The organism is Methanolinea sp. (genome assembly GCA_030055515.1).
Lineage (GTDB): Archaea > Halobacteriota > Methanomicrobia > Methanomicrobiales > Methanospirillaceae > Methanolinea_A.
The window spans coordinates 340,769-367,760 of sequence record JASFYI010000001.1; the positions used below are offsets into that span (position 1 = coordinate 340,769).

Annotated in this window: 28 protein-coding genes and 1 tRNA gene; 10 read left to right on the top strand and 19 right to left on the bottom strand. The window is 64.1% G+C overall.

What is annotated here, in order from left to right:
* Window positions 1-15 precede the first annotated feature (15 nt).
* The 11 genes from QFX32_01875 to QFX32_01925 form a co-directional block, all read right to left on the bottom strand.
* Entirely contained in the window at window positions 16-408 is a 393-nt protein-coding gene (locus QFX32_01875) for a YkgJ family cysteine cluster protein (protein MDI9632790.1), read from the bottom strand.
* A gap of 181 nt (window positions 409-589) precedes the next feature.
* Window positions 590-2,419 carry a threonine--tRNA ligase gene (locus QFX32_01880; protein MDI9632791.1) on the bottom strand — a complete coding sequence of 610 codons (1,830 nt, stop codon included), beginning with the start codon at window positions 2,417-2,419 and terminating at the stop codon, window positions 590-592.
* Window positions 2,420-2,483: 64 nt separating this feature from the next.
* Window positions 2,484-3,041 (bottom strand): dCTP deaminase, encoded by a 558-nt coding sequence (gene dcd, locus QFX32_01885; protein MDI9632792.1) that lies wholly within the window; start codon window positions 3,039-3,041, stop codon window positions 2,484-2,486.
* A gap of 100 nt (window positions 3,042-3,141) precedes the next feature.
* On the bottom strand, window positions 3,142-3,900 hold the full coding sequence (locus QFX32_01890) for an RNA methyltransferase (GenBank protein MDI9632793.1): 759 nt from the start codon (window positions 3,898-3,900) through the stop codon (window positions 3,142-3,144).
* A 17-nt stretch (window positions 3,901-3,917) separates the two neighbouring features.
* Window positions 3,918-4,604: a phosphoglycerol geranylgeranyltransferase gene (locus QFX32_01895; GenBank protein MDI9632794.1), complete on the bottom strand. Its 687-nt coding sequence runs from the start codon at window positions 4,602-4,604 to the stop codon at window positions 3,918-3,920.
* Between the two features lie 21 nt (window positions 4,605-4,625).
* Window positions 4,626-7,466 (bottom strand): DNA topoisomerase I, encoded by a 2,841-nt coding sequence (locus QFX32_01900; GenBank protein ID MDI9632795.1) that lies wholly within the window; start codon window positions 7,464-7,466, stop codon window positions 4,626-4,628.
* Window positions 7,467-7,474: 8 nt separating this feature from the next.
* Window positions 7,475-8,911, bottom strand: a complete 1,437-nt coding sequence (gene gatB / locus QFX32_01905) for an Asp-tRNA(Asn)/Glu-tRNA(Gln) amidotransferase subunit GatB (GenBank protein MDI9632796.1) — start codon at window positions 8,909-8,911, stop codon at window positions 7,475-7,477.
* Window positions 8,908-10,212, bottom strand: coding sequence for an Asp-tRNA(Asn)/Glu-tRNA(Gln) amidotransferase subunit GatA (gene gatA / locus QFX32_01910; GenBank protein ID MDI9632797.1), 1,305 nt, complete (start codon window positions 10,210-10,212; stop codon window positions 8,908-8,910). The genes gatB and gatA overlap by 4 nt, the downstream gene beginning before the upstream one ends.
* Complete coding sequence (gatC, locus tag QFX32_01915; protein MDI9632798.1) at window positions 10,212-10,484, bottom strand: Asp-tRNA(Asn)/Glu-tRNA(Gln) amidotransferase subunit GatC; 273 nt, start codon at window positions 10,482-10,484, stop codon at window positions 10,212-10,214. The genes gatA and gatC overlap by 1 nt, the downstream gene beginning before the upstream one ends.
* A gap of 222 nt (window positions 10,485-10,706) precedes the next feature.
* The gene (locus QFX32_01920; GenBank protein MDI9632799.1) at window positions 10,707-11,699 is read right to left on the bottom strand and encodes an asparagine synthase C-terminal domain-containing protein; all 993 of its coding nucleotides are present in this window, start codon (window positions 11,697-11,699) and stop codon (window positions 10,707-10,709) included.
* Window positions 11,696-12,019 (bottom strand): hypothetical protein, encoded by a 324-nt coding sequence (locus tag QFX32_01925; protein ID MDI9632800.1) that lies wholly within the window; start codon window positions 12,017-12,019, stop codon window positions 11,696-11,698. Before QFX32_01925 ends, QFX32_01920 begins: the two co-directional genes overlap by 4 nt.
* A gap of 84 nt (window positions 12,020-12,103) precedes the next feature.
* On the opposite strand from QFX32_01925, the gene QFX32_01930 reads away from it, so the two are divergent.
* Window positions 12,104-13,363, top strand: a complete 1,260-nt coding sequence (locus QFX32_01930) for a LamG domain-containing protein (protein ID MDI9632801.1) — start codon at window positions 12,104-12,106, stop codon at window positions 13,361-13,363.
* Between the two features lie 99 nt (window positions 13,364-13,462).
* Window positions 13,463-13,948, top strand: coding sequence for a deaminase (locus QFX32_01935; GenBank protein ID MDI9632802.1), 486 nt, complete (start codon window positions 13,463-13,465; stop codon window positions 13,946-13,948).
* Window positions 13,949-14,031: 83 nt separating this feature from the next.
* Here QFX32_01935 and QFX32_01940 read toward each other — a convergent pair whose 3' ends face one another.
* Both QFX32_01940 and QFX32_01945 read right to left on the bottom strand, forming a co-directional pair.
* Window positions 14,032-14,211 carry a hypothetical protein gene (locus QFX32_01940; protein ID MDI9632803.1) on the bottom strand — a complete coding sequence of 60 codons (180 nt, stop codon included), beginning with the start codon at window positions 14,209-14,211 and terminating at the stop codon, window positions 14,032-14,034.
* 169 nt (window positions 14,212-14,380) lie between these two features.
* Window positions 14,381-14,695: a hypothetical protein gene (locus QFX32_01945; GenBank protein MDI9632804.1), complete on the bottom strand. Its 315-nt coding sequence runs from the start codon at window positions 14,693-14,695 to the stop codon at window positions 14,381-14,383.
* 103 nt (window positions 14,696-14,798) lie between these two features.
* Between QFX32_01945 and QFX32_01950 the strand changes: the two genes are divergently transcribed.
* From QFX32_01950 to QFX32_01970, 5 genes are all read left to right on the top strand, one after another.
* Window positions 14,799-17,981 (top strand): PAS domain S-box protein, encoded by a 3,183-nt coding sequence (locus QFX32_01950; GenBank protein MDI9632805.1) that lies wholly within the window; start codon window positions 14,799-14,801, stop codon window positions 17,979-17,981.
* On the top strand, window positions 17,978-18,478 hold the full coding sequence (tsaA, locus tag QFX32_01955) for a tRNA (N6-threonylcarbamoyladenosine(37)-N6)-methyltransferase TrmO (GenBank protein ID MDI9632806.1): 501 nt from the start codon (window positions 17,978-17,980) through the stop codon (window positions 18,476-18,478). The genes QFX32_01950 and tsaA overlap by 4 nt, the downstream gene beginning before the upstream one ends.
* Window positions 18,475-18,957 (top strand): YkgJ family cysteine cluster protein, encoded by a 483-nt coding sequence (locus QFX32_01960; protein MDI9632807.1) that lies wholly within the window; start codon window positions 18,475-18,477, stop codon window positions 18,955-18,957. The genes tsaA and QFX32_01960 overlap by 4 nt, the downstream gene beginning before the upstream one ends.
* A 155-nt stretch (window positions 18,958-19,112) precedes the next feature.
* Complete coding sequence (locus QFX32_01965) at window positions 19,113-19,652, top strand: YqhA family protein (GenBank protein ID MDI9632808.1); 540 nt, start codon at window positions 19,113-19,115, stop codon at window positions 19,650-19,652.
* A 93-nt stretch (window positions 19,653-19,745) separates the two neighbouring features.
* Complete coding sequence (locus QFX32_01970) at window positions 19,746-20,321, top strand: flavodoxin family protein (protein MDI9632809.1); 576 nt, start codon at window positions 19,746-19,748, stop codon at window positions 20,319-20,321.
* A gap of 174 nt (window positions 20,322-20,495) precedes the next feature.
* Here QFX32_01970 and QFX32_01975 read toward each other — a convergent pair whose 3' ends face one another.
* Window positions 20,496-21,560 carry a hypothetical protein gene (locus QFX32_01975; protein MDI9632810.1) on the bottom strand — a complete coding sequence of 355 codons (1,065 nt, stop codon included), beginning with the start codon at window positions 21,558-21,560 and terminating at the stop codon, window positions 20,496-20,498.
* 146 nt (window positions 21,561-21,706) lie between these two features.
* On the opposite strand from QFX32_01975, the gene QFX32_01980 reads away from it, so the two are divergent.
* Window positions 21,707-22,294, top strand: a complete 588-nt coding sequence (locus QFX32_01980; GenBank protein MDI9632811.1) for a hypothetical protein — start codon at window positions 21,707-21,709, stop codon at window positions 22,292-22,294.
* Window positions 22,295-22,362: 68 nt separating this feature from the next.
* Window positions 22,363-22,447: transfer RNA gene (locus QFX32_01985), tRNA-Leu, on the top strand.
* A gap of 26 nt (window positions 22,448-22,473) precedes the next feature.
* Here QFX32_01985 and QFX32_01990 read toward each other — a convergent pair.
* Window positions 22,474-22,923 carry a DUF488 domain-containing protein gene (locus tag QFX32_01990; GenBank protein MDI9632812.1) on the bottom strand — a complete coding sequence of 150 codons (450 nt, stop codon included), beginning with the start codon at window positions 22,921-22,923 and terminating at the stop codon, window positions 22,474-22,476.
* Between the two features lie 60 nt (window positions 22,924-22,983).
* On the opposite strand from QFX32_01990, the gene ampE reads away from it, so the two are divergent.
* Entirely contained in the window at window positions 22,984-23,925 is a 942-nt protein-coding gene (gene ampE / locus QFX32_01995; protein MDI9632813.1) for a regulatory signaling modulator protein AmpE, read from the top strand.
* 77 nt (window positions 23,926-24,002) lie between these two features.
* Here the strand turns inward: ampE and QFX32_02000 are convergent, their stop codons facing one another.
* The 4 genes from QFX32_02000 to groES form a co-directional block, all read right to left on the bottom strand.
* On the bottom strand, window positions 24,003-24,395 hold the full coding sequence (locus tag QFX32_02000; GenBank protein MDI9632814.1) for a hypothetical protein: 393 nt from the start codon (window positions 24,393-24,395) through the stop codon (window positions 24,003-24,005).
* Between the two features lie 80 nt (window positions 24,396-24,475).
* A complete protein-coding gene (locus QFX32_02005; GenBank protein MDI9632815.1) occupies window positions 24,476-24,886 on the bottom strand; it encodes a metalloregulator ArsR/SmtB family transcription factor in 411 nt (136 codons plus the stop codon).
* Between the two features lie 203 nt (window positions 24,887-25,089).
* On the bottom strand, window positions 25,090-26,703 hold the full coding sequence (gene groL / locus QFX32_02010) for a chaperonin GroEL (GenBank protein ID MDI9632816.1): 1,614 nt from the start codon (window positions 26,701-26,703) through the stop codon (window positions 25,090-25,092).
* Between the two features lie 7 nt (window positions 26,704-26,710).
* A complete protein-coding gene (gene groES, locus QFX32_02015) occupies window positions 26,711-26,989 on the bottom strand; it encodes a co-chaperone GroES (protein ID MDI9632817.1) in 279 nt (92 codons plus the stop codon).
* Window positions 26,990-26,992: the final 3 nt, after the last annotated feature.

Below are 26,992 nucleotides of genomic sequence, written 5' to 3' on the forward strand. Positions count from 1 at the left end.
GGGGTCACACTCCCTTTAGGGCATCATCTCCCTGCACGCCGGGCACTTCACGAGGAGGTACTCGCTCCCGGAGCATCTCCACGGCGAGTACTCCCTGCACACGGCCGGGCGGACCGGGTGGATCGCGCAGGAAGCGCGCCCGTCACGTTCCCTGCGGAGGAACGGGCAACTGCGGAGGGGATGGCCGCCCGGGTCCCGCCAGTACAGGACGCGGTTGACCGCCGGGATATCCTCCATCCGCAACCCGTCGCCGCGCCTCCACTCCCCGCCGGCCAGCTGCACCGCGACGTGCACGAGGATGTCCTTTCTCTCTTCGGCCACCCACGGGACGAGGTCCCCTGCGCGTCCCTCCTGTTCCCAGCCCCAGCGCTCGCAGCAGCGCCCGCACTGCCTGCAGTCCTGAGCCATCTCCCGTTCCCTGTTTGGAGCGCCCCGTGATGAGGGTTTCTGTCGCCGCTCCATTGTGCGCCGGAGTGGTATGGTCTCTCTTCAAGCACGGATGCTGCCGGTTACAATGGAGAATGGATCTTGCAGGGGGACGCAGGTACAGCGGGGGAAAGAGAGTGAAAATGGGATATTATTCTGATTTTCAGATGTATCGCGCCTTTTTCGAGAGGTTCATCGGCGTGTAGAGGGGGCGGAACGGTTTTTCCCCGATCTCGGCGCGAATCGTGTCGATGAGCTCCTCGAGGGTGAGGACCTCCTTCCACGGCTTTCCCGCGGCCGACCGTGACCGGACCGTCACGGTGAGCCGGCCGCTCTCGACCTCCTTGTCGCCGACAACGACGACGAACGGGATCCAGTCCACGGCGGCCTCCCGCACCTTCTTTGAGACGCTCTCGTCCCGGTCGTCGAGGTCCGCGCGGATGCGCGCCGCGTTCAGCGCGAGCGCGACCCTCGTCGCGTGCTCGAGGTGCCGCTCGGCGACGGGGATCACCCTCGCCTGGACCGGGGAGAGCCACGTGGGGAGGCGGGGGACTTCCTGCTTCGCACAGCTCTCGAGGATGGCGCAGATCACCCTCTCGAGGGACCCCGTGGGGGAGCAGTGGAGGATCGGCGGGAACACCTCTTTCCCGTCCATGTGGTACTTGATGTTGAAGCGCGTGGAGCTCTCGACGTCGATCTGGACCGTCGGGTTCTCGATGGGCCTGCCCTGCCCGTCGATTGCCGCGAGGTCCACCTTCGCAACCCAGTAGTGGACCCGCTCGGAGAGTATCTCGATGAGCATCGGCCGGCCCGAGAGGGCGACCATCCGGGCGACCCACTCGGCGTGCGCGTTGTAGAAGTCCTTCGTGCAGCGGATCACGCCGACGAGCTCGGTCCCGAAGTCCCTCCCCGTCTCCCACCCCATCTTCAGCTGCTCCTCGAAGCACCGGAGGGCCTCGGGCATGTCGGTGCAGAGGGTGTGCATGTCCGGCATCGTGAATGCCCGGAGCCTCTTCAGCCCGATGACTTCTCCCTTCTGCTCGTGGCGGAAGGAGTACGTGGAGAGCTCATACATCTTGAGGGGGAGGGTGTTTGGCGAGATGTGCATGTCCCGCATGATCGAGAACATCCCGAAGCACGCGGCGAACCGGAGCATCATGTTCCTGTTCCCGCTCTTGAACCTGTACTGCCTCTCCCCGAACTTGTCGGCATGCTCGAAGATCGCGGTGTCCGAAAGGTCGTACATGACGGGCGTCTCCACGGGGGTCGCCCCGTAGGGCAGGACGAGCGAGAGGACGTAGTCCGCGAGGAGGTCGCGTATTATCTTTCCCTTCGGCATCCACCGGAGGTGCCCGACGTCCGAGACAGGCTCGTAGTCGACGAGTTCCTTGCCCCGCATCAGTTCCACGTGGGCAGGCTCCCCGCCGCCCGCGGACGGCTCCCCCAGCTCCTTCCGGACGAGGCACCCGAACGGCGAGTCATCCATGAACTCCTTTGGGTCCCTGCGGGTCCCGTCGGGCGTGAGGACGAAGAACTCGTGCGTGACCTCCCTCTTCTCTTTCTTCTTCTCCCCTTCTCGGGGAACTATCGTCCTCGAGAGCTCGGAGAGAGGGTGCCCCTTGCAGGAGAGGCGGAACGACTTGTACCACCCGAACGGTGCCCTCGTCACCTCGAACCCGATGTCGACGAGGAGGTGCTCGAGCATCTTGAGGGCACCGACCGCCGTGTCGGGCCGCGCGAGGTCGCTTGAGAGGTGGGCGTACGGGTAGAGGACGATATTTTCCACCGAGAGCTGGTCTGCTGCCCTTGATATCTCCTCCCCCGCCTGCTCCACGACGTCCTCGATGTCGTCCTCGTCGCCGGATTCGACCGCGCAGAAGACCACGAGGGCTTCCTCGGCGAATCCCTTGAGGGGATGGTCTTCTTCTGCCATGCCCGTCTTCTGTTTTGCCTCGAACTCGATAAAATCGGAGTGAATCAGGAGAAGCCGCATGTTATCGCTCCGTTGCCCTCAGCATCGTCCCAGATAATTCTGGTTTCATCGCGTATATACCCACTCAGGCGCCCGCAACATTCCTGTAGTACCGCGAGAGGGTCGCCTGGCGCTGGTCCATGTACTTTGCATCTTTTTTCTGGTTGTAGGGGACGAGGGCTTTTTCCGTCGGGTAGAAGACGAGCTGGCCGACCGGCATTCCCGCGTACATCCTGACCGGCCGGGCGTTCACGTTGCACATCTCGAGGGTGATGGAGCCCCGGAAACCCGCGTCTATCCATCCCCCCGTCTGGTGGAGTTCGATCCCGAGCCTCGCGATGCTGCTCTTCCCCTCGATGCTCGCGACGATGTTGTCGGGCAGGCCGATGACCTCGAGCGTCTCGGCGAGCACGAACTGTCCCGGCCGGATGACGATAGAATCCGCGGTCATCTCCGCCGTACCCTCGGTGATGGTCTCGGAACGGAACGGGTCGATGACGCTCTCCCCCGGTTCGTACCAGACGAAGTGGTTCCCGAGGCGGATATCGAGGGAGTTAGGCTGGACGAGGGACGGGTCGAACGGGTCCACCGAGATGAATCCCCTCTGGATCCTGTCGAGGATCTGCCAGTCCACGAGGATCATAGGTGAATGTGTACGCGAAATCCGTATTAGGGCTTCTCACAGCTCCTCCCCGGTGTTCCCCGCGCGGGGAGCAAGGGATCCTTTCGCAGTGTCCTGCTGTTCAGGCTTTCCGGCCCTCCCCGCATCCCCCGTCGTCCTCGTTCCCGCGGGAGTCCCGGCCGCCCGCGGCCTGCCTGATGTGCCACTCGGACCTCCGCAGAAGCCCGTGGAGGGTCGAAGCCTCCCTCGCGGTGAGCATTGCCCTCCCCAGTATCCTCCGGATCATGAGCATCGTTGCCTTTCTCTTGAAGGGCGGGTGGCCGATGAGCGTGAGGTAATCGTCGATGTGCCTGTAGAGGTATTCCATCTGGGTCCTGCCGGCGAGCAGGTATTCCCCCCTCGGGAGGTTTGACAGCTCGTACGCGATGACCGCGACAGCGTGGGAGAGGTTCATGATGGGGTAATCCGGAGACGTCGGGATCGTGCACACCATGTCGGAGCGTCGTATCTCCTCGTTGTTCAGCCCCCAGTTCTCGCGGCCAAAGAGGATCGAGATCCTCCCTTCAAACCCGGAAATCCTCTCCTTGAGCTCGCGGGGCGAGTAGTACGGCATCCTCATAGGATGGCAGACGGTCTTTCCCACCTCCCCCGTGGTCGCGACGGTGAGGTCGCTCTCCGAGAAGACTTCCTCCAGCGTGCAGACCCGTGCCGCTCTGAGGACGTCGGATGCGTGGGCAGCCCTCGCGAGGGCATCGTCGCCGAGGGGACAAGGGTCCACGAGCACGAGCCGAGAAAAACCGAAGTTCTTGATTGCCCGTGCAGAAAACCCCACGTTCCCCTCGTAGAGCGGCTGTACCAGGACAAAGGAGATATCAGGCATTCCCGCCCTGTCGTTTCTCACGAGATTGCCTGTACCGTTGCCCTAAGAATATCTATCCCCTTCTCGTACACCGCGTTCCCGACAACGATTGTGTCCGCGTACCGGGCCATCTCGGCCGCCCTCTCGGGCGAGTCGATTCCCCCGCCGTAGTAGAGGACGGCGGATTCGATGGCCTCGCTCACTGCCCTGACGAGTTCGGGGTCGCCGTACATCCCGGAATATTCGATGTACACGATGGGAAAGTGGAAGTACCGGTCCGCGACCGTCGCGTACGCGGCGGCGGCCTTGGGCGAGAGGGTGCAGTCAGCAGCAGTCACCCTTCCAACCGAAGAGTTCGGGTTGAGGACGATGTATGCCTCGGGGATGACCCTCTCCCAGTCGATCTCCTGCTGGGCGACCCACTGCGTGTGTTTCCCGACGATCCACTCGACGTTCCGGGTATTCAGGACGCTCGGGACGAAGAGGAGGTCGACACCCTCCGAGACGACTGCCTCGGGCCCCGACGGCTCGACGACGAGGGGGAGGTCATATTCCGCGACCTGCCGCAGGAGTTCGCGCATGTTCTCCCTCGTCACGTTCAGCGTCCCCGAGAGCATCAGGGCATCGGTCCCGCTCGTGACGACCCCCTGCACCTGCTCGGGCGTGAGATGCCGGTCGGGGTCAAGCTTCGTCACGTGGGTCCAGCTCTTCCAATTGACGTGCATGGACGGCCTCCTCCCTCCTCGCTATATCTGTATAATGTCTCCGCCAGACCTTTTCTTCTTTGTGAGGGGCGCAGCCTCCCTGAACGCGCGGATGACCCCGACCGGGAGACCCGTCCTCGCCGAGGCGAGCGTTTCGTCAACGCCGTGGAGCGTCTCCCTGTCGTAGACCCCCGCGGAGAGCAGCCGCGCGTAGATCTCTGGCGTCATCCCGGGGAGGGAGAGGAGATCCTCCCTGCCCTTCCTGAATCTCGCCGCGGTCACCCTTGCCGGCACCGGCTTGCCGAGCCTCTGTGCGATAGCCTCCACGTGCCTGTAGACGGTATCGGGGGATATCCCGGTCTTCTCGGCGACGGCGAGCGGGTGTTCTGACAGGAGGGATTCGGGCGAGAAATACCCTGCGTCGAGGTACTTCTTGAGGCTCGCGGGCGGGATGCCGATGTCCTTCAGCGCCCGCTCGCCGAGTTCGCGGCGCGCCTCCGACAGGAGGGATTCCACCTCTTTCTGCCCAAGCCCGGTCCCGCGGAGGACTTCCGGGTCGGCCCTCGCGAGGTCGTCGATCCCGTTGATACCGGCCTCCGAGAGCTTCCTTAAGATCCCTCCCACGTTGCGCCCCCTCCGGGGGACGATCCGCGCCCTGATGAACTTCCTGCAGTCCGATCTCCGCCGGAGGAGGTCCATTGCCCTCGCCGCCTCGGCTTGGATCTGGCTTGCCCGCTCGGGGGGAATGCCGAGGATTTCCGAGAGTCTCCCGGGGGGCAGTTCGAGCAGGCTCTGGACGGAATAGAGGCGGCAGTTTCCCATCCTCTCCGCGAGGTCCTCTCCCGCGGAGGGCACGAGGGCGAGCGTTTCCCGCAGGGATGTAAGTTGGTGGCAGAGCGGGCACCCGATCTCCCACGGGCGGGCGCCCTTCCTGACGAGTCTCACGTGGTGGAGGCCGTGCGCGGGGCACACCTCGTCCGTCCTGACGGCGTATCCCCACGCCGACCCGGGAAGCCCGATGTTGAACGTGCACTCGGGGTAGTGCGTGCAGCCCACGAACTGGGTCTGGTTCCTCGCGTGGCGGATCCTGATGTCGTGCCCGCAGACGGGGCATGGCCCGAGTTTCAGTTCCTCCGCGGTCTGTTCCCTAATTTCTTCCCCTATCTCTTCCTCGTGCGCCTCGAGCTCGTCGAAGACCCGGTGGAGCATCCCCCTCGATTCCTGCACGACGTCCTCGCTCTCCCTCACCCTCTCCTTTATCTGTTGCATGTGCTCCTCGAGGGTCCGCGTCATCTCGGGGCGGGTGATCGTGCCGGCATGGTTCTCGAGGCTCTCGATCACTGCCCTCCCGACGAGGGTGGGCCTGAGGGGATTCCCCTCGACGTACTTCCGCGAGATGAGCTTCTGGATGACCTCGTGCCGCGTGCTCTTCGTCCCGAGGCCGAGCTCCTCCATCCTCTGGATGAGCCGTGCCTGCGTGAACCGCGGGGGTGGCTGCGTCTCCTTCTCGTCGACCTTCACCTCCCTGATGGGGAGAACCTCTCCCTCGGCGAGCGGGGGCAGGATGGTCTCCGTCGCCGCGCTGAACGGGTATACCTTCCTCCACCCGGGCTCGACGATCTGGCCGCCGGTCACGGTGTAGGGTTCCCCGCCCGCGGAGAGCATCACTTTCATCGTCTTCCACCGGGCATCGGGGGAGAGGGTCGCAAGGAACCTCCGCACGACGAGCTCGTAGACCTTCCACCGCTCCTCGCCGAGCTCCTCGCGCGTGGCTGCCCCTGTCGGGTGGATGGGGGGGTGGTCGGTGCTCGTCTTCTGCCCCCGCGTCGGGATCGGCCGCCTGTGTGTCATCACCCATTCCACGTCCCCGCGGAATGCCGTCGGGAGGAGTGTTTTGAGGATGGACGAGAGGTCGAGGGTCGGGGGGTAGACGGTGTTGTCGGTGCGAGGGTAGGAGATGTACCCGTTCATGTAGAGGTCCTCTGCGATACGCATCGCGTTCGCCGCGGAGAAGCCGAGGCGGGCTGCCGCGACGATGAAGGTCGTCGTGTCGAACGGCGAGGGGGCGCGGTCCACCTTCTCGCCCTCCTTCACGCCCGTGACGACGAGGGGCGGAATACTCCTCTCCTTCGCCGCGAGGGCTTCTCTCCTGTCGTGGAACCTCGACGTGGCGTGGCGGGCCTCTATCTCCTCGCCGTTCTTCTCGGTGATCAGGCGTAACTGCCAGTACTTCTCGGGACGGAACGCCTCTATCTCCCTCTCCCTGTCGACGATCATCGCGAGGGTGGGGCTCTGGACCCTCCCGACCGAGAGGATGTTGGATCCCCCCCTCCTCGCGGCGAGGGAGAGGAACCGCGTCAGGGAAGCCCCCCACATGAGGTCGACGATCTGCCGCGTCTCCCCGGCGGACGCGAGGGCAAAGTCGATCCCGGTCGGCGAGGCGAAGGCCTGCGTGATCTCGCCCGGGGTGATCGCGGAGAACCTCACCCTGTCGACGGGGACCGTCGGGTTGACGGCCCTCACGAGCTCGTACGCCTCCTTCCCGATGAGCTCGCCCTCCGTGTCGAAGTCCGTCGCGATGGTGACCCGGGTCGCCTTCCTCGCGAGCTGCTGGAGGAGCGCGACGATCTTCTTCTCGGTCGGGACCTTGACGGTCGGGGCATCGATGAGGCTCCGGGGTTTGCGGGACTCGCTGCGCCAATCCGAGTACCCTTCCGCGAAATCGACTTCGACCACGTGACCCTTCAGCCCTATGACGCACGTGCCGTCGAAGCAGTACTGCGAGATGCCTCCCACTTTCGACTCGTGGACCTTCCTCTTCCCCGCGAGGATGGACGCGATCCGCCTCGCGGATATGTTCTTCTCGGCCACGATGAGGTGCATGCGCGGAATCACTTGCCCTTGTCGAGGAGGCGGAGGAGCACCCTGTGCACGTCGGCAGGTTTCGCGCACCCCCTCGTCTTCTTCATGACCTGTCCCACGAGGTAGTTGAGCGCCTCTTTCCGGCCGTTCCTGTAATCCTCCGCGGCCTGAGGGTTCTCCTCGATCGCTTCACGGGCGGCCCTCGTGACCGGGTCGTCACCGCCCTCCTCCCCCGAAGCGGAGATCACCCGCAACCCGAGCCGCCCGACGCACGCCTCCGGTGTCTCGCAGGTCCCCGTCTCTTTCAGCTCGTCGAGGATGACGCGGAGGACCTCGACGCCACTCCTGTCGGTGATCGCGCGATCCTTGAGGAGGGAGAGGAGCCCCGCGAAGATCTCGGGGGGGACCGCGGAGATGGACATGTCCCTGTAGTTGAGCTCCCCAAGGAGCGTGTCGGCGACCCACGTTGCCGCGAGGGCAGGATCGATTCCCGCGACCTTCTCGTAGAATTCCGCGATGCGGATGTCCCCTGTGAGGGTGCGGGCATGGATCGGCGAGCACCCGTACTGGTCCATGAACCTCTGGCGCCTCGCGTCCGGGAGTTCGGGGAGGACGATCCCGTCGACCCAGTCCGAGACCCGGAGCGGCGGGAGGTCCGGCTCGGGGAAGTACCGGTAGTCCTGTTCCATCTCCTTGCTCCGGGCGGACGTGGTCACGCCCCTCGCCTCCACGAAGTGCCGCGTCTCGCGCACGACTTTCTGGCCCCGGCGGATAGCGTTCTTCTGGCGCGTGATCTCGAAGGTGAGGGCTTTCTCGACCCCCTTGTAGGACGTGATGTTCTTGATCTCCACCCTCTCGCTCCCCTCGAGGGAGACGTTCGCGTCGACACGCAGCGACCCTTCCTTCTCGCTGTCGAAGACGCCGAGGTACTCGAGGGTTGCCCGGAGCTTGTTGAGGAACCGCCGCGCTTCCTGCGGGGACCGGAGATCCGGCTCGGTCACGATCTCGATGAGGGGAATCCCTGCCCTGTTGTAGTCCACGAGCGAGTACCTCGGCCTGTCCGACCCGCCCTTGTGGACGAGGCGCCCGGGATCTTCCTCGATGTGGACCCGGGCGATCCTGACCCTCTTTTCCCCGTCGTCTCCCTCGATGTCGAGGTAGCCGGAGACCGCGAGCGGCTTATCGTACTGCGTGATCTGGAACCCCTTGTTCAGGTCGGGGTAGAAGTAGTTCTTCCTCGCGAATACCGATTCCTCGGGCACGCTGCAGTGGAGTGCCTTTGCGACGCGCAGCGCGTACTCGACGGCCCTCCTGTTCAGGACGGGCAGTGCACCCGGCAGGCCGAGGCATACCGGGCAGACGTGGGTGTTGGGCGCGTCGTCCCTGTAATCCGTCGAGCACCCGCAGAAGAGCTTCGTTGCCGTGTCGAGCTGGCAGTGGATCTCGAGTCCCACGATGACGTTCACTGGCCTGCCCCCTGCTCGTACGCGTAGGCAACGTCCACGACCCTCTCGTCCTCTAGCCAGCGCCCCATGATTTGGAGTCCCACCGGGAGGCCCTCCACCTTCCCGCAGGGGACCGATATCGCGGGGATCCCCGCGAGGTTCGCGGGGACCGTGAGGATGTCCGACAGGTACATGGAGAGGGGGTCGCTCTTCTCCCCGAAGCGGAACGCGACGGTCGGCATCGTCGGCCCGGCGATAACGTCGACCTCGGAGAAGAGCCGGAGGAAATCCCTCCGCACGTTCCTCCGCGCGGCCTGCGCCTTCGCGTAGTACTTCCCGTAGTACCCCGACGAGAGGGCAAACGTCCCGATCAGGATCCTCCTCCTCACCTCCACGCCGAACCCTTCCCTCCGCCTCTCCTGGAACGCCTCGTGCCACGGTTTCCGGTGGTCGGGCGGGGGACCGTACCTGACCCCGTCGAACCGCGCGAGGTTGGAGCTCGCCTCGCTCATGCACGTGACGTAGTACGCCGCGAGCGCGTACTCCATCGAGGGCATCCGGCACGTGACGACCTCGGCCCCCTTCCGCTCGAGGAGGGATATCGCGTCCCACACGACGGAGGCGACCCTCGGTTCTACCCCCTCCCCGAAGAATTCCTCGGGGACTCCCACCCGTGTCCCCCGTATGTCCATGGTGGGCGTGTGCGAGTACGGGGCGTCGAGCGACGTAGAGTCGCGGGGATCGTGCCTGCAGATCACGCTCATCAGGAGGTTCACACCGCTCACCGTCGCGGCCATGGGCCCGACCTGTTCCAGCGAGTTCCCGTAGGCGATCAACCCGTACCGGGAGACGCGTCCGTACGTGGGCTTGAGCCCCACGATCCCGCAGAATGCCGCCGGGCACCGGATCGACCCGCCCGTGTCCGTGCCGAGCGCGAGGGGGACGAGGCCGGCCGCGACCGCGGCAGCACTCCCCCCCGAGGACCCGCCCGGGACGCGCCCGGGGTCACGGGGGTTCAACGTCGGGCCGAACGCCGAGTTCTCGGTGGTGCTCCCCATCCCGAACTCGTCCATGTTCGTCTTCCCGACGATCGCGGCCCCCTCCGCCTTGAGGAGGGATACGACCGTCGCGTCGTACGGGGGGACGTAGCCGGAGAGGATGCGCGACGCGCACGTCGTCTCGATTCCCGCCGTCGAGATGTTGTCCTTCACCGCGACGGGCACGCCGGAGAGTCTCCCGGGCCCGTACTGTGCTTCCGGGACGATCTTCAGGAACGCGTGGTACTTGTCGTCCGGGCGGAAGTCGAGGGTTTCCGCACCCATCACATCACCCTCGGCGCCCGGAAGAATCCATCCTCCGTCTCCCCCGCGTTCGAGAGGGCCTCTTCCGGCGAGAGCGATGGGACAACGTCATCTTCCCTGAAGACATTGACGATCGCGCTGTCCCCCCCGTCCTCCTCCACGGTGACCTTGTCGAGAATGTCGAAGTACTCGAGGATCCTGTTGAAACTCGCGGTGAATTCCGCCAGCTCCCCGCGGTCAATCGCGATGTCCGCAAGCATGCCGATGTATTCCACGTCCCTTTCTGTCACCATCCCTGCGTGCCTCCTCCCTCCCGGAGGTCTCTGTTCGCGTATGAGAATAAGTACCCTCTGCATTGCCTTTTAAAATCATTGCCGCGCGTTGCTCGCCGCGGCGCCCTCTCCCTCCCGCACCCCGCGAGATGGAATGCGGGGAGGAAAAGTCCTTGCAATCGATCCCCCGTGACCGGGAGACTTCCCCGGCGATTTCCCCCGCGCGCGCGTCGAGGATCGGTATCAGGGGATCCGCGCGAGGTACTCTCCCACGGAGCCAACCCCCTCCCTCCTCGCGAGGCGCCGGAGTTCCTTCCATATCCCGCTCCCGTACTGCATCGCCTTCTTCTCGCGCCGCGCGACGGCAGGGGGGAGGAACTTCTCGGCGACGGCGCGGAGGGCGCGCTTCCGGGTCCCGCCCGCGACCTTCTCGTGCGCGGGGATCGCGCTTGCGACGCGAACGACCCTCCCGTCGAGGTAGGGGTAGGAGAGGAAGACGCCGTGTGACGCTGCGACTGCCTGGTCCCGCGCCACCTGCCGGGGGAGACCGGAGAGGTCGGCCGCGAGGAGTGCCTCCGTGTCCGGGTTATCGAGGTACCGCCTGTACCCGCCGAAGAGCTCGTCTGCGCCCTGGCCGGTGAGGACCCTGCGGAACCCCGCGTCGCGCGCCGCCCGCGCGACGAAGTACCAGCAGAGCGCGATCGAGGTGTCGAGCGGGCTTGCCCCGCAGACGATCGACGCTACCTCCGGAAGTGCCTCCCCGATTTCAGCCGGGGCGATTTCGGCCGGTATCCACTCGAGGTCGAGGAGGGACGCGACCTCCCGTCCCGCCTCGAGGTCGGGACTCCCCCGTATCCCCGCGGTGATGCAGGGGCAGCGGGCGATCGCGGCGACGAGCGAGGAGTCGACCCCGCCCGAGAGGGCAACCGCGCTTTCGTCCCTCCGGAGTGCAACCGACGCGACGATCGCGTCCGCGAGTGTCGTTTCGGGAAATCGAGGGTTCACCTCGCCTATCACGCGCCCGTCCTTGAGTATCTTTCCCGGTGGTCCCCTCCCGATCGCGATGCCGAAGGGATCCCTCGCGGTGTACCCGTCCCACTCGATGGAGAATTCCCCGCCGAATTCCGCGGCGGCGAGAGGATCCCTTGCGAGACGCAGGGCGATCTCCTCTTCCCGGAGGATCCGCCCCTCGACCTCCACCCATCCGGCGAGGGAGAACGTCACAGGCCCTGTCATTTCTGGAGGCGCTTTGCGCGGGGGACGTAGGTCTCCCGGCGCCTGATGAAGTAAAGGGCGGCGATTGCCACGACAATCATGGAGAACCCTACGATGGTCCACGCGTAGAGCGGGACGGTGGGCGTGCCCCCTTGAGTGGTGGTACTACCGGGTTGTTCCTGAACGGCCGCGGTGCCCATTGTCGGCAGTGGTTCCACGAAGTCCGGTGCACCCGGCGGGACGAGTGCGACCGCTGTGGTTGCGAGTATCCACGGAATGGCAAGGCTCGCCGCGAGGACAGCACGGAACAATGCCCTCTCTGTCCCGGCGGCCGGTCTCATCGGGGAGGAATTCAAGGGACTCACCATCGCTTTTCATAACTCTTTTCATGCTCCCGCGTATAAATGTGAATGCCGGGGGTTTCCATGGGAAAAATCTCTCGCAGCGAATCGGGAATCAGCGCCACTGTCAGCATCTTCTTGCTGGTCATCCTCGTCATCGGGATCGCGATTGTCCTCTGGTCTGTCTTCATGGGGTATCCCTCGATCCTCCACCACACCGTGTACATCGCGAGCGAGGCAAAGGCAGAGGAGTTCATGCAGCCCGGGGGAATACCGATGGAGATCGTGACCCTCCGCATCAAGGAAGCAGAGCCATTCCACTTCTCGGGCCAGGAGCCGCCTGTCGCGGGGAAGGAGGTCGTGATAAAGGTCGTCACGCCGGACGGGAGGACCCTCTACCCCGTGCCGTTCATCAAGGGTGGCAGCCTCGAGGGGAAGACCCTCTACATCTACCCCAACTCGACGGGTTTTTCCTCGTACTGCGACTACGTAGTCTCCGACATGCCCCCGACGGGGCGTCTCAAGCCCTTCACGACCGGGACGTGGCTCATCCAGCTGATCGACCCGGAAGCAAACCTCCTCGTCTCGAGCGATGACCGCGCGCGGATCACGAAGGGTGCATCGTCCTACGCGGTGGCGGGAGGCACTCCGGGGAGCGGCGTCTACAGGACAGACTGCACTCCCCTCTCCTTCTCCGTGCACGGGAACCCCGTTAGGGGGAACACCGGGCCGCCGATGAACATGAGTTACCTCTCCTTCGACGGCAACGACTGGTTGGAGTTCGCCGACGACCCCACGCTCACGTTCACGGGTGCGCTCACGATCTCGATGTGGCTCAAGCCGCAGGACGTGGGGACACCCTCCCAGTACACGAATTCCCAGTACTGGAAGCAGGTGATCGGCAAGGGGCTCCAGATCAGCTCGAACAAGGAAGACAAGAATTACGACCTCTACCTCATCGGCGACCGGATCTACTTCGAGTGGGACGACAGGGTGACGGGGACGCACTACCACATCATGACCGACTCGACCGCGGTCTATGGGAACACGTGGCAGTACGTGAACCTCGTCGTGGAGGGTGGAAAACCGAAGATCTACGTGAACGGGGTATCGAGGCCGTTCAGCTACTACCAGTCGAACGTTCCCGGGAATAACAAGATCACGAATCCCGCCCTGTACCCCGAGGTGAGGCTGAAAGACAACAACCATCCCATGACGATGGGCAAGCAGGCATCGAGCGTGTATCCCTTCTACTACAAGGGGGAGATCGGCTCTTTCGCCCTCTACAACCGCGGGCTCACCGAGCAGGAGATCCTCGAGAATTACCAGTCGTACGGCGTCTGAATTTTGACGGCAGGATCCTTTTTTTTAGCAGGTTTCCGCCCGTCACGACTGCCGTGTGGAGTTTAATACACGTGCATTCAGATATAGTGGTGATCCGGCATGCGGACCAACCGCCACCAATACTTCCTCGACCTCGCCCTGCGGTGCGCCCACCAGGGAACGTGCCTCCGGAGGAACTTCGGGGCGATCATCGTGGACGAGTTCCACACCATCGTCTCGACGGGGTACACCGGCGCGCCGCGCAAGCAGATGGACTGCACGGAGCTCGGCCGGTGCTGGAGGAGGGAGCACAACATCCCCTCCGGCTCGCACTACGAGCGGTGCCGGAGCGTCCACGCAGAGATGAACGCCCTCCTGCAGGCCGGGAAACTCGCGCGGAACTGCACGCTCTACCTCGCGGGATTCGAGGTCGAGACCGGGGAACTGACCAAGATATGGCCCTGTTTCCTCTGCTCGAAGATGATCGTGAACAGCGGGATAAAAACCGTCATCATGAGGACGGCCCCAGAGTCGTTCCAGGAGATGGACCCGATGGTCCTCTACCAGATGAGGAGCAGGGAGGCACTGGGGGATTTCGGCTCCTGAAAAATACAGAGTCCGCCGTCCCAGGCTACCCGCGTTTCCAGCCCCCCCCTTTCTGCCGCCTTTCCAGGGATATTTTCCTTCCTTCAATCCCTCCAGGCCACCGCGACTTTCCATCCCGTGGTGCGCTCTATCGTGAAGACGGCCCGGAAGTCCGTGCCCGCGTACCTGGAGGAAAACTCGCCCTCACCTGCCGAGAGGAGGGTGTTGCGCGTCGCCGGGTCGTCCGCGAGCGAGAAGACCGTGCCCGGCAGCGAGTCGAGCACGACGGAACCATCCCGCGCGAGAATGGCAGGAACCTTCGCTGGGGAAAATGTCGTTTCACACACGGTCCTATGGCATCACCTGTGGCCGGGCCGCTAAAAAAGATTTCTTCGTGTCGTTTTTCAGAGGAAACACATTGGAATGGAGAGCTTTATGGCCTTTTTGGGTTTTTTAGAATTCGACGTCTCCCTCCCTGACGACGAGCCCCGTTCCCTCGATGTAGGGGAGTCTCGCCCAGAGGTACCCGTTCTCCGACCTGTACCCTTCCCTGAGGACCATCTTCACCGGGGCGGCGACGACGAACCTCTCGGGCGGTTCCCCGTGGCGGTACTCGTTCTCGAGCACGACGAGGAGAGAGTGGCCCCCGTCGCGGGTGTAGCAGTGAAATTTGCGGACACCCTCCGGGAGCACGCCGGGATAGTCCCTCCCGGGGATTACCCAGCCCTCCAGTCCCGCCGCCCTGATGATGTGCGATGCGTCAGGCATGGGGAAGGCGTCTGCTTCCACGCGGATAAAGGTGATTATCGGGGATGGCGCGTTTGCCGTGGGAGATCCATTTATAAAACTTTAAGAACGATTCTCAGCAGGAATGATCCCTCCCGAGAAGTACACTATCCTCTACGTGGATGATGACCGGGATCTCCTCTCCCTCGGGAAAATCTACCTCGAGCGACTGGGCGACTTCTCGATCGAGACGGTCGAATCGGCCCATGCAGCCCTCGCCCTCCTCGGGGAGAAGCACTACGACGCGGTGATCTCGGACTACCAGATGCCGTCCATGAACGGCATCGAGCTCCTCAAGGCGATCCGATCCGCGGGGAACAACATCCCCTTCATCATATTCACGGGCAAGGGGCGGGAGGAGGTCGTCATAGAGGCGCTCAACGCGGGCGCGGACTTTTACCTCCAGAAAGGGGGTGACCCGAGGACCCAGTTCGTCGAGCTCGTCCACAAGGTCCGGCAGGCGGTAGCCAAGAAGAGAGCCGAGACGATGCTTGTCGAGTCGCAGAAGCGGCTCGCGGACATCATCGATTTCCTCCCCGACGCGACATTCGCAATCGACAGGGACGGGCGCGTGATTGCGTGGAACAGGGCGATGGAAGAGATGACAGGCGTGAAGGCACAGGAGATCCTCGGCGAGGGAAATTACCAGTACGGCGTCGCGTTCTACGGGGAGCCCAGGCCCATGCTGGTCGACCTGGTGCTCGCCCCGCACGAGGAGTTCGAGAGGGAGAAGTACCTCTTCACGCGCCGCGAGGGGACGACGCTCACCGCGGAGACGCGCCTCGTCGACAGGAACGGAAAGGTCCGCCACTTCTGGGGGAAAGCGAGCCGCCTGTACGACGAGAACGGGGAAATTGCAGGCGCGATCGAGTCGATCCGCGACATCACGGACCGCGTGGCCATTGAAGAGCAGTCGCAGATCCTCGCGCAGATCATCGACATCGCCCCCGCGGCAATCACGATCCACGACCGGGATGGCAACCTGATCTATGCGAACCAGGAGAACTTCGATCTCCATGGGTATACCCGCGAGGAATTCATGGCCCTGAACCTCCGCGAGATCGATACCCCCGAGAGCGCGGCACTCATCGAGCCCCGGATGCAGGAGTTATTCAGGAAAGGCGAGGCCTCCTTCACGGTGACCCACAGGAAGAAAAATGACGGCACCGTTCCGCTCCACGTGACGGCGAAGGTGACCAGCTGGCAGGGGAAACCCGTCGTCCTCTCCATTGCAACCGACCTCTCCGAACGGATCGCGGCGGAAGAGATGGTGCGGAAGAGCGAGGAGAAGTTCCGGCGGATCGTGGAGACGGCACACGAGGGCATATGGGAGATGGACGAGAACTTCGTGACGACCTACGTCAACCCGCGGATGGCATCGCTCCTCGGGTACAGGCCGGAGGAGATGCTCGGCCGCCCGATCACATCCTTCATGCCGGAGAGCGAACTCGAGGACAACGCCCGGAAACTGGAAGAGAGAATGGCAGGGAAACCCGGGGAGTACGAGCGGAAGTTCCTCCACAGGGACGGGTCGGTTCGCACCATGCACGTCTCCGCGACGCCCATCATCGACCTAAACGGCACCTTCCGGGGATCCTTCACGATGCTCTCGGACATCACCGAGAAGAAGCGGATCGAGGATGAGTTCCAGAGGGAACACCTCGAGCTCCTCGCCGCGTACGAGCAGATCACCGCGACGGAGGAGGAACTGCGCAAGATGCTCGACGAGATCGTCGGGTACCAGGAGTCCCTCGAGGAGAGCGAGGCGAGGTTCCGGCGGATCGTGGAGACGGCACACGAGGGCATCTGGGAACTGGACGAGAACTTCGTGACGACCTACGTCAACCCGCGGATGGCATCGCTCCTCGGGTACAGGCCGGAAGAGATGGTCGGCCGCCCGATCACCTCCTTCATGCCGGAGAGCGAACTCGAGGACAACGCGAGGAAGGTGGAGGACAGGCTCGCGGGAAAGTCCGGGGAGTACGAGCGGAAGTTCCTCCACAGGGACGGGTCGGTTCGCACCATGCACGTCTCTGCAACCCCGGTTATCGACGCGAACGGCGCTTTCCGGGGATCCTTCACGATGCTCTCGGACATCACCGAGAAGAAGCGGATCGAGGAGGAGTTCCAGAGGGAACACCTCGAGCTCCTCGCCGCGTACGAGCAGATCACCGCGACGGAAGAGGAACTGCGCAAGATGCTCGACGAGCTCCGGGCTTTCCAGGAGTCCCTCGAGGAGAGCGAGGAGAGGTACAGGCGGATCGTCTCGAGCACGTTCGACACGATGGTCATCCACAGGGAAGGAAAGATCGCGTGGGCCAACAGGAGGGCACTCGAGATCCTCGGGGCCGCGGATATCACGGAGATTCTCGGCCGGGACGTCCTCGACTTCGTCCACCCGGACTCCCGGCGCGTGGTGACGGAGAGGGTCTCCCGCATGGCGGGGGACCCCAACGCAGTGATGCCGCCGGTCGAAGAGAAGTTCGTCCGGCTCGACGGATCACCCGTCGACGTGGAAGTCGTTGCAACACCGCTGCGCGAGAGGGGGAACACTGCAATCCTCGTCGTCTTCAGGGATATCACGGAGCGCAGGAGGATGCAGGAAGCACTCGTGAACGCGAACCGGAAGCTGAATATCCTCAACACGATCACGCGGCACGACATCCAGAACAAGGTCACCGTCCTCTCGGGCTACATCCAGCTCCTGAAAGAGAACCTCGGGAAGACCGACATTGCGAGGTGCTTCGAGTCGGTCGAGAACGCCCTCCAGACCATCCGGCACATCATCGAGTTCACGAGGAATTACCAGGATCTCGGCATCCGCACGCCGGAGTGGCAGCCTCTCACGGACGTCATCGGGCGCACCGCGGGCCAGTTCGAGCTGGATGGAGTCGCTCTCGATATCCCGGATTGTTCCCTCGAGGTCTTCGCGGACCCGATGCTCGAGAAGGTCTTCTTCACCCTCTTTGACAATGCACTCCGGCACGGCGGCGGCGTGTCGAGGATACGGGTCACCTGCGAGAAATCAGGCGGCGACCTCCTCATCCGATTCGGTGACAACGGGATCGGCATCCCGGCAGACCGGAAGGAGAAGGTGTTCGAGCGCGGGTACGGGACGGGGACGGGTCTAGGACTCTTCCTCTCGCGCGAGATCCTCTCGATCACGGGCCTCTCGATCCGCGAGTGCGGCGTTCCCGGGAACGGCGCCCTCTTCGAGATTAGGGTCCCCGAGGGGCTCTGGAGGGAGAGACTCGAGTGCGGGGCATGACGGGAAGGGAACACTACGTAATCGTCCCTATCGGGTACGTGCACTCGCCGTTCCGGTCGAGGGGCGATGCCCCGCGCCAGGGGAGGCTCTCCCCCGCCGTCTCCACAATCGAGGTGAGACCGGAATTCAGGGACGGCCTCTACAGGATAGGAGAATCGAGACACCTCTTTGTCCTCTGCTGGCTTGACCGGGCCGACCGGGATACCCTGAGAGTCGTCCCGCCCCACGACCCCGTGGAGAAGGGTGTCTTTGCAACCCGGTCCCCCGACAGGCCGAACCCGATCTCGCTCTCCCTCGTCGATTTACTCGGCGTTGAGGGATGCACGCTCACCGTGCGGGGACTCGATGCCCTCGACGGCACGCCCGTGGTCGACATAAAACCATACTCGGCGGAGATCGACGCGCCGGGAGAAGGCGGAGGCGGGTCGCGCGGGTTTCCGGGCCGGTCCACGGCGAGCCCGCGGGAAGTGCACGGTGGTCGCCCCGCGGGACCATGACGTTCTTTTGCCAGCAGTGCGGGGAATGCTGCAGCGTGATGGGAGGGGTATTTGCGGTCCGCGAAAGGGTGGGCCCGTTCCTGTTCGTCCTCGAGAATGTCTATACCGGCGAGAGAACGGAGGTCGAGGTCCATTCCTCCCTGCGGGACCTCTTCTCGTCGGGGGCGACCCTCCCCGGCTGGGAAGACCCCTGCGCATTCCTCCGTTTCGATGCCGCGTCGGGGAAGTCCGTGTGCACCGTGCACGGCACGAGGCCTTCCACCTGCCGGGATTACCAGTGCTGGAGGGTGCTCATCCTCGACGGGGCGGGGAGGCGCGTCGGGCGGGTCATGGAGCCGAGATTCCTCCACCTCGAGGACGAAAGGCTCGCCCGCGATTGGGAATCATTCAGGGACTGCCTCGACGGCCTGCCGGACGGGGAATGGGAAAGGGCCGTCGCCCGGTTCTTCCGCGGGAAGAACTACTCTGTTTTCACGTGAGGGACCATGGCCCCTCTCCATCGGAATCCCTTGCGGCCTCCCATCCACCGCTCACACGGGTGACGGTACCTGGCTCGATCTCCCCGCGTGGACGGGGCACTCGGTATTTATATCCGGGGAGGGAAAGGTTATGGATTGCAGGAGGACCGGTGCACGTGGCAGGAGAGGGGGGGAAAGTATCTGCTTCGCCCGCGGGAGACGAGGGGACCCATCCCGGGGGTGGGGGGAGAGGAACCCACTTTGTAGGCCGCGCGAGCAGGATCATCTTCCTCCTCGCGGTGGTAGGATCCGGCCTCCTCTCCATCGCCCTCTTCGTCTATGGATTCGTCATCACGCTCTCGAGCATCTCGTACGCGGTGTCCCACTTCTCGATCGATATTGCGGCCATGAAGGAAGCGATGGCCATCGCGGTGGAGATCGTGGACCTCTTCCTCGTCGCAACGGTCTTCTACATCATCTCGCTCGGGCTCTTTGAGCTCTTCGTCGCGAAGGCACCTCTCCCCGGCTGGCTCAAGATCAGCAACGTCGACGAGCTGAAGGAGAAGCTCCTCGGCCTCGTCGTCATCGCGCTCGCGGTCCTGTTCCTCGGGGAATCGCTCGTGTGGCCGGCGAGCCCGGGCGATCTCCTCGCCTACGGGATCGCGAACGCCGCGGTCATCGGGGCCATATCCCTCTACTTCATGACGAAGCACTAGCCACCGGGCCACCTCCAACGGCGGGATTACGATTTTTCACCTTCCGCGGGGCCCGGGAATACCTTATTTTCCCAGGGGATCCCACTCTGGATCATGCGCGTGGTTGCATTCAACGGGAGCCCGCGGAAGGGCGGGAACACGGAGAGACTCTTGAAGCGCGTCCTCTCTGTCCTCGAGGACGAGGGCATGGAGACCCTGCTCGTCCAGGTCGGTGGCGAGAAGATCCACGGGTGCACTGCCTGCGGGAAGTGCTTCGCGAACCAGGACCGGAAATGCATCTTTGACGACGACATCGTCAACGACTGCATCCGCGAGATGGCCGATTCCGACGGCATCCTGATCGGTTCCCCCACGTACTTCGCCGACGTCTCGCCGGAGACAAAGGCCCTCATCGACAGGGCGGGGTTCGTCGCAATGGCAAACGGGAGGCTTTTTTCCCGGAAGGTGGGTGCAGCCGTCGTCGCGGTTCGGCGGGCAGGAGGAATCCATGCCTTCGATACCATCAACCACTTCTTTGGCATCAGCAACATGTTCATCGTCGGGTCCACGTACTGGAACATCGGGGTCGGGTTGGACCCGGGGGACGTCGAGAGGGACCTCGAAGGGATGAAGACGATGGAGGTCCTCGGGCAGAACATGGCGTGGATCCTCAGGAAGATCCACTCGTGATCCCGCTTCGCGGGGAGAGGGGAGGTCCCCCCGACCGGCATCTCACACCATCCCTCATTTCGCGGGGGATACCCGGGGGGTCAAACAGCCTGGCGATCGCAGGACGTGTAGCGAGAATCCCGGCGCTTTCTGCACGCCGGGAGAGGAGTATCGCCGGTCGCGGCAGCCCTGCCGTCAGTGACCGGTAAATGGCCACGTGAAGATGATGATCTCGAGCGCGATGAGGAGGATGATGATCCACTCGAGGAAGTGGGCGTGCTGGACGTTCACCTCGTCGGAGAGCATGCGGTACGTCTCCCTGATGATCGAGAGTTTCCTGTTGACGCTCTGGCTCCACGAGTCGCTCCGGAGCGCCTGCAGGGCTGCAGCGTAGACCCGGGCGTAGTAGATGTCGTCCGTGACCTTGATGAGGTTGTTGATGTCCTCGAGGATCTCCGAGACCTCGGCCTGCTCGCTCATGAGAACCTTCATGAGCGTCCGGTAGTGGAGGGAACGGATGATCCACCACTGGCGGTCCGCGTTCTCGATGTCCTCGTACATCCTGTCCATCTGGCGCGAGAGCTCCCTGTCGTAGAACCGCAGCTCGAGGACCTGGACGGCTGCAAACTCGATGAGCTCGATCAGGTCGACGGGGGGCTCGGGCGATATGATGAGGGCGCCACCCCACGAGATGATGGCCTTCTCGTTCGGGTAGTACGAGAACGAGTGCTGGAGGGTCTCCCTCCGGATCTCGGGGGAGAACTCCCCTCTCTCCCCGAGCAGGACGGCGACGGGGTCGAGGGACGGGTCGTCCCGGTCGGTGAGGTAGATAGTGTAGTCGTCGTAGAACTCGGGGTCGACGGGCCTTGAGCCGATGTGAACCGAGAGTATGCTGCGCAGCTCGGCGAGTGCCGCGTCGAAGAGGTGCCCGAGCCGGTCGTGGCCGGAGAAAGAGAGTGCCATATCCTGGAGGACCAAAGGGGGGGCATCCATCTCCTCGAGGGAGAGGCAGAGGGAGAACGCCCCGAATTCGTAGATGCGGGCCATCGCCTTGAGGGGCAGGGTGCCACGCACGGTGTCCACGGTCATCCCCGGGAGCCTGATGAGGAGGGGCGGCTGGTCGATCATGATGGAAGTGGGGTTGACCCTCTGGAACCGGAAACGGGAGGTCGTCATGTTCGCCGCGAGGCCCTCCTCGAGCTCCCCGAGGTCGATCTCCTCGCCGATATCGAATATCCGGTAGAAACGTATGGAATACATGTGCCGCGATCCTCCCCTTCTCTCCCCTAGTGTGTGCATGCCGCGAGACGATTAAGCCTTCCCGGAGGACGGGGGGATCCCGGAATGCGCGACACGGGCTTTCGGAAACGAAGGCCCTTTTGTTCGCCCGGGACACACGATCTGGCATGGAGTTCCCGTTCTGCACCCGCGTGTCCGGTTCGTGGCTCCGCTCCCTCACTGCGGGCATGCTCCTCCTCCTCGTCGGCCTCCTCCTCGTCCTCGAGCCCGCCCTCTCCCTCACGCTCGCCCTCTATTCACTCGGTATCGTCTCCCTGCTCGTGGCTCTCCTGTGCCTCGCGGTCGCTGCCCTCCTCTCCCGGGGCGGAGGATTGCCCTTCTTTTTCCCCCTCTCGCTCGGCCTCCTCCTCCTGGCCGTGTCGATCGTGGCATTCGTCTCGCCGGGAATCCTCGGCGGGGTGATCGCGACCCTCGCCGGGGCCATCCTCGTCCTCGTCGGCCTCGGGCTCGCGGCCACCGCGGCGTTCTCGGCTGCTTCCCCGGGGAGGCGGGCACTCTCCATCCTCCTCGGGATCTCATTCCTCGCCGCCGGGATCCTCGCGATCCTGGACCCGCGGTCGGTCTCTTTCGTCGCGGCGAGGATCGCCGGGGTTGTCACCGCCGGCATCGGTCTCCTCCTCGTCGCGGGCGCCATATCCGCGTGGTGGAGGGAGAGGCACGCGGGGCCGGGGACGACGGACCTCGCAACCCGGTGAGAACGGGGGGTTTATGCCATCTACCGGCGACCTTTTTGCCCGGTGACGTCACAATACTCTCATGTCACGCGAGGGTAGGCAAGCCAGGCCAAAACCGGCGGACTTAAGATCCGTTCTCGAAGGAGTCCGTGGGTTCGAATCCCACCCCTCGCATCCACCCCTCCTGCCTTTCTCCCCCGTCAGAGGTGGATTACCTCGAACGGCCCGAGGTGCTTGTCGAGAAACTCCGCGAGTACCTTCCTGTGGCAGTGCTTCGCGTCCGCCTCGTAGCAGAGGAGGCAGGAACCCACGAGGTCGCCCCGCGTCAGGAGGGAGGCGACATCCCGCCCGGCGAGGAGTTTCCTGTACCCTGCCTTGAACTTTGTCCAGGTGATCTCCCCCCTCTTCATCTTCCCGAACAATTCCGGCGTCGGGGCACACTCCGGGACGTGGCGGTACCCAATCTTGCCGAGACCGGAGAGGAGGTAGGGGAGATTCTTCTTGCTCGCGAAACCACCGCCGCTCGGTTTCAGCCTCACGTCAATGACCTCCTTTACCTTGTGCGTGAGGAGGGGCGAGAAGAACTCCTCGGCGGTGCACCCCTCGTACCCTATCGTGAACAGTCTTGCCATGGTAATGACGATCCTCACCTATTCTGTCGTGCCCGGTCAGGTAATTTAACGTCGGCATCGACATAGTACTCGTTGCGAATGCCCGGAGACGAGAGTCGGAAGGACGATCGCAGTTCCCCCTCGCTGAAGGCGAAGGTCTACTCCCTCCTCGAGGGTGACCCGGAGAGGGGCGGGACCGCTGCCCGGGTGACCGGACTCTTCCTCGTCCTCCTCATCGTCGCGAACGTCGCGGCGACCGTGCTCGAATCCGTGGAGAGTATCTCGGCGGCATTCCCCGTGTTCTTTGCCACTTTCGAGGCATTCTCCATCGGCGTCTTCACGGTCGAGTACGTCCTCCGGCTCTGGACATGCACCGAGAACGCGGCGTTCTCCCGCGTGGTGTCCGGCAGGATCCGGTACATGGCGACACCCCTCGCGGTCGTCGACCTCCTCGCCTTCCTCCCCTTCTACGTCCCGTTCCTCGTCCCCCTCGACCTGCGGTTCCTGCGGGTCATCCGCGTGATGAGGATCCTGCGGCTCTTCAAGCTGGGACGGCACCTCGAGGCCCTGCGGTTCATGGAGAAAGCCGTCAGGAGGGGGAAGGACGCCCTCGCGATCGCGGCACTCGTGGTCGTCATCCTCGTCGTCTTCTCCTCGTGCCTGATGTACGCCCTCGAGCACGAGGTCCAGCCCGGGGCATTCGAGAGCATCCCTGCCACGATGTGGTGGGCGATCGTGACCCTGACGACGGTCGGGTACGGCGACATCTATCCTGTCACCCCTGCGGGAAAGATCGTCGCGTCATTCATCGCCGTCCTCGGGATCGCGATGTTCGCGGTCATGACGAGCATCCTCGCCACCGCGTTCATCGAGGAGATGGAGGCGAGGCTGGACCGGAGGGGGAGGAGGGATCTCTCCCCCGGGGAGACCATCGCCCTCCTCGAACGACTCGAGGGGCTGCGGGAGAGGGGAGTCATCACGGGGGAAGAGTTCGAGGAACAGAAGGGGAGGATACTCGGGCCGGGAAAGAGGGGGGAGTGAGTTCCCGGCGGGGCGGGGAGGCGCCCCGGGGGCCTGGCAACGGTTCCATTGCCGCGTCCACCGCGCGCGGGGCGGTATCAGATGAGGTTGCCATAGCGCGAGGCGCACGCGTCGCGGTACGCACTCTCGACGTCGGAATCGGGGGGCGTGTAGCGGCGCGGGACGTACCCGAGGATCTTCCGAATCTTTAGCGAGATGGCTTCGCTCCTCCCCCTCACGATCGCCGCCTGCCCGTGGACCGGCACTTGCCTCGAGTGGATCTCCTCGTGACAGCGCGGGCAGAGCACGAGCAGGTACCTCTCGAGATCTTCGGGGGAAGCGAGGGCTTCTTCCCCCGGGTCGCAGAACGAGTGGATCACGAATGCGTCGTCGGTGAGGGTGCTGCCGCACACCTCGCACAGCGACCCTACCGCCCTCCTCACGGCCCCTGCCTTCTCGGGGTGCACGAGCAGGAAATGGCACACCGACATCGTGGCGATCACCCCCTCACGAGGGGATCGCGCGTCCGGCCATATAATGGTCGCGCACCGAATGGTCGCGCACCGCGAGATCACTGCGCGTCTGCCCCGCGACCCGCGGGCATCGTCCCCCGTGCCCCGAGAACGGACCGCCCGAGTGGGCTGATGCGGTAGATGATGTACGTGCCCTGTGCCTCTCCCTCGATGAGCCCTGCCCTCCGGAGGACGTGGAGGTGGTACGAGAGGCGGGAATCGGCGATACCGAGCACGTGCTTGATCACGCAGACGCAGAGGGGGTGCTCCTCGAGGAGGAAGAGGATCTTCAGGCGGACCCGGTCTGCGCAGGCCCTGTGCACCTCCTCGAGGGCGGCGATCTCCGGCTCGGGGGGGAGGGCCGCGACGATCCCGCCGATTCCTCCCCACACTTCGAGTGCCTTTTCGATCTCCGCGGGGATCGCGGGAGATCCGTCGCCGCGCACCCTTCCCCCTCTCTTGCCGGGCATCTCACAAGAGGTGGGACCTTTACATTTTTAACACGTGCTGAGACCCGGGGTGGCGGGGTGCCGGGAACCCGGAAGAACGGCGTCCCGTCGCACGCTGGACCGGGACACCGTCCCGGTTTTCGCATGGGCCGTGCGGGGATGCACCCGGTAGCCGGCCGCCACCTGCACCCCGGTCTCTCCCGTTCTTGCCCCGTGCCCGGGGATCATATGATGATCGCCGCGGACTTCTTGTCTTTCTCCTCGTCGAAGTCGGTGACCGCGACCTCGGTGGTGAGGATCATCCCCGCGATGGAGGCCGCGTTCTGGAGGCCGACCCTCACGACTTTTGCCGGGTCGATCACGCCCCTCTCCATGAGGTTCTCATACGCCCCGGTCTTCGCGTTGTACCCAAACATCCTGTCGCCGCTGCTCCGGATGCGCGCGATGACCTCCGCGCCCTCGACGCCGGCATTCCGGGCGATCTGGCGGAGGGGCTCCTCGAGGGCCCTTCGCACGATCGCAACGCCGATCTTCCTGTCGTCGTCGAACCGCAGCGCGTCGAGGGCGGAACTTGCCCAGAAGAGCGTGAGACCGCCGCCGGGAACGACCCCCTCCTCGACTGCCGCCTTCGTCGCGTTCAGCGCGTCGTCGATGCGCATCTTCTTCTCCTTGAGCTCCGTCTCGGTCGCCGCGCCGACCTTGATGACCGCGACACCGCCCGTGAGGTTCCCGAGCCTCTTCTTCAGTTCTTCCTTCCTGAACTCGGAGTCCGAGATGTTGATCTGTGACTCGATGAGCCGGACCCTCTCGTCGATTGCCTTCCTGTCGCCCTTCCCCCCGACGATGAGGGTCTTTTCGCCGTCGACCCTGACCGTGTGGGCCGAACCGAACGCGGCCCGGGAGACGTTCTCGAGCTTCATCCCCCTGTCCTCCGAGATGACGGTCGCACCGGTGAGGATCGCGATGTCCTCGAGGATCGCCTTCCTCTCGTCGCCGAAGCCCGGTGCCTTGACGGCGCAGACCTTCACGGCGCCCCGGATCAGGTTCAGGATGAGTGCGGCGAGGGCCTCGCCCTCTACGTCCTCGGCGATGACGAGGAGGGGCTTTCCTTCCTGCGCGGCGGTCTCGAGGATGGGGATCATCTGCTTGAGGGTCGAGATCCGCCGGTCCGTGACGAGGATGGATGGGTCCTCGAACTCGACGATCATCTTCTCGTGGTCGGTCACCATGTAGGGCGAGATGAACCCGCGGTCGAACTGCATCCCCTTGACGACCTCGAGGCTCGTCTCGAGGCTCTTTGCATCCTCGACGGTGATCAGCCCGCCGTACCCGACCTTCTCCATCGCATCGGAGATGAGCCGCCCTATCTCCTCGTCGTTGTTTGCCGATATCGTGGCGACCTGTATGATGCGCTCGCGGTCCTTGACGGGAACGCTCACCGATTTTATGTAATCAACCACAGCGGCGACCGCCGCGTCGATCCCGCGCTTGATCTCGATAGGGTTCCCGCCCGAGGAGACGTTCTTCAAGCCCTCGGTGAGGATCGCCTGGGCAAGGAGCGTGGCCGTCGTGGTACCGTCCCCCGTCTTGTCCTGCGTCCTCTGGGCCACCTCCTTGATGAGTTTCGCGCCGATGTTCTCGAACTTGTCGTGGAGCGTGATCTCCTTCGCGATCGTCACGCCGTCGTTCGTGACCACCGGGTTGGTCGGCTTGTCGAGGACGACGTACCGGCCCTTCGGCCCGAGGGTGATCTTCACGGTGTCGGCCACCTTGTTCACGCCCGAGAGGAGGAGCCGGCGGGCTTCCTCGTGGAAGATCAGCTGCTTTGCCTGGGCCATTCGATCCTCACCCCTCCACGATACGCGCCACGATGTCCTTGAACGGGACGATCACGTACGTCTCCCTGTCGATCTCGAACGTCTCGGCGCTGTACCCGCCGTAGAGGATACGGTCGCCCGGTTTCAGGGGCAGCGGAGTCCCGTCGTCGCGCGTCCCGACGGCGATCACCGATCCCTGCTTCCTCTGCTCGCGCGCGGACTCGGGGATGTAGATCCCGCTCTTGGTCCTCTCCTCTGTGCGTATCGGCTTGACAAGGACCCTTTCACCAATGGGCACAATCTCCATCGT

Coding starts and splice junctions, on each gene's coding strand:
- QFX32_01875 (MDI9632790.1), bottom strand. CDS start 408: ATGGCTCAGGACTGCAGGCAGTGCGGGCGCTGCTGCGAGCGCTGGGGC.
- QFX32_01880 (MDI9632791.1), bottom strand. CDS start 2,419: ATGCGGCTTCTCCTGATTCACTCCGATTTTATCGAGTTCGAGGCAAAA.
- dcd (MDI9632792.1), bottom strand. CDS start 3,041: ATGATCCTCGTGGACTGGCAGATCCTCGACAGGATCCAGAGGGGATTC.
- QFX32_01890 (MDI9632793.1), bottom strand. CDS start 3,900: ATGCCTGATATCTCCTTTGTCCTGGTACAGCCGCTCTACGAGGGGAAC.
- QFX32_01895 (MDI9632794.1), bottom strand. CDS start 4,604: ATGCACGTCAATTGGAAGAGCTGGACCCACGTGACGAAGCTTGACCCC.
- QFX32_01900 (MDI9632795.1), bottom strand. CDS start 7,466: ATGCACCTCATCGTGGCCGAGAAGAACATATCCGCGAGGCGGATCGCG.
- gatA (MDI9632797.1), bottom strand. CDS start 10,212: ATGGGTGCGGAAACCCTCGACTTCCGCCCGGACGACAAGTACCACGCG.
- gatC (MDI9632798.1), bottom strand. CDS start 10,484: ATGGTGACAGAAAGGGACGTGGAATACATCGGCATGCTTGCGGACATC.
- QFX32_01920 (MDI9632799.1), bottom strand. CDS start 11,699: ATGACAGGGCCTGTGACGTTCTCCCTCGCCGGATGGGTGGAGGTCGAG.
- QFX32_01925 (MDI9632800.1), bottom strand. CDS start 12,019: ATGAGACCGGCCGCCGGGACAGAGAGGGCATTGTTCCGTGCTGTCCTC.
- QFX32_01930 (MDI9632801.1), top strand. CDS start 12,104: ATGGGAAAAATCTCTCGCAGCGAATCGGGAATCAGCGCCACTGTCAGC.
- QFX32_01935 (MDI9632802.1), top strand. CDS start 13,463: ATGCGGACCAACCGCCACCAATACTTCCTCGACCTCGCCCTGCGGTGC.
- QFX32_01945 (MDI9632804.1), bottom strand. CDS start 14,695: ATGCCTGACGCATCGCACATCATCAGGGCGGCGGGACTGGAGGGCTGG.
- QFX32_01950 (MDI9632805.1), top strand. CDS start 14,799: ATGATCCCTCCCGAGAAGTACACTATCCTCTACGTGGATGATGACCGG.
- tsaA (MDI9632806.1), top strand. CDS start 17,978: ATGACGGGAAGGGAACACTACGTAATCGTCCCTATCGGGTACGTGCAC.
- QFX32_01960 (MDI9632807.1), top strand. CDS start 18,475: ATGACGTTCTTTTGCCAGCAGTGCGGGGAATGCTGCAGCGTGATGGGA.
- QFX32_01970 (MDI9632809.1), top strand. CDS start 19,746: ATGCGCGTGGTTGCATTCAACGGGAGCCCGCGGAAGGGCGGGAACACG.
- QFX32_01975 (MDI9632810.1), bottom strand. CDS start 21,560: ATGTATTCCATACGTTTCTACCGGATATTCGATATCGGCGAGGAGATC.
- QFX32_01980 (MDI9632811.1), top strand. CDS start 21,707: ATGGAGTTCCCGTTCTGCACCCGCGTGTCCGGTTCGTGGCTCCGCTCC.
- ampE (MDI9632813.1), top strand. CDS start 22,984: ATGCCCGGAGACGAGAGTCGGAAGGACGATCGCAGTTCCCCCTCGCTG.
- QFX32_02000 (MDI9632814.1), bottom strand. CDS start 24,395: ATGTCGGTGTGCCATTTCCTGCTCGTGCACCCCGAGAAGGCAGGGGCC.
- QFX32_02005 (MDI9632815.1), bottom strand. CDS start 24,886: ATGCCCGGCAAGAGAGGGGGAAGGGTGCGCGGCGACGGATCTCCCGCG.
- groL (MDI9632816.1), bottom strand. CDS start 26,703: ATGGCCCAGGCAAAGCAGCTGATCTTCCACGAGGAAGCCCGCCGGCTC.
- groES (MDI9632817.1), bottom strand. CDS start 26,989: ATGGAGATTGTGCCCATTGGTGAAAGGGTCCTTGTCAAGCCGATACGC.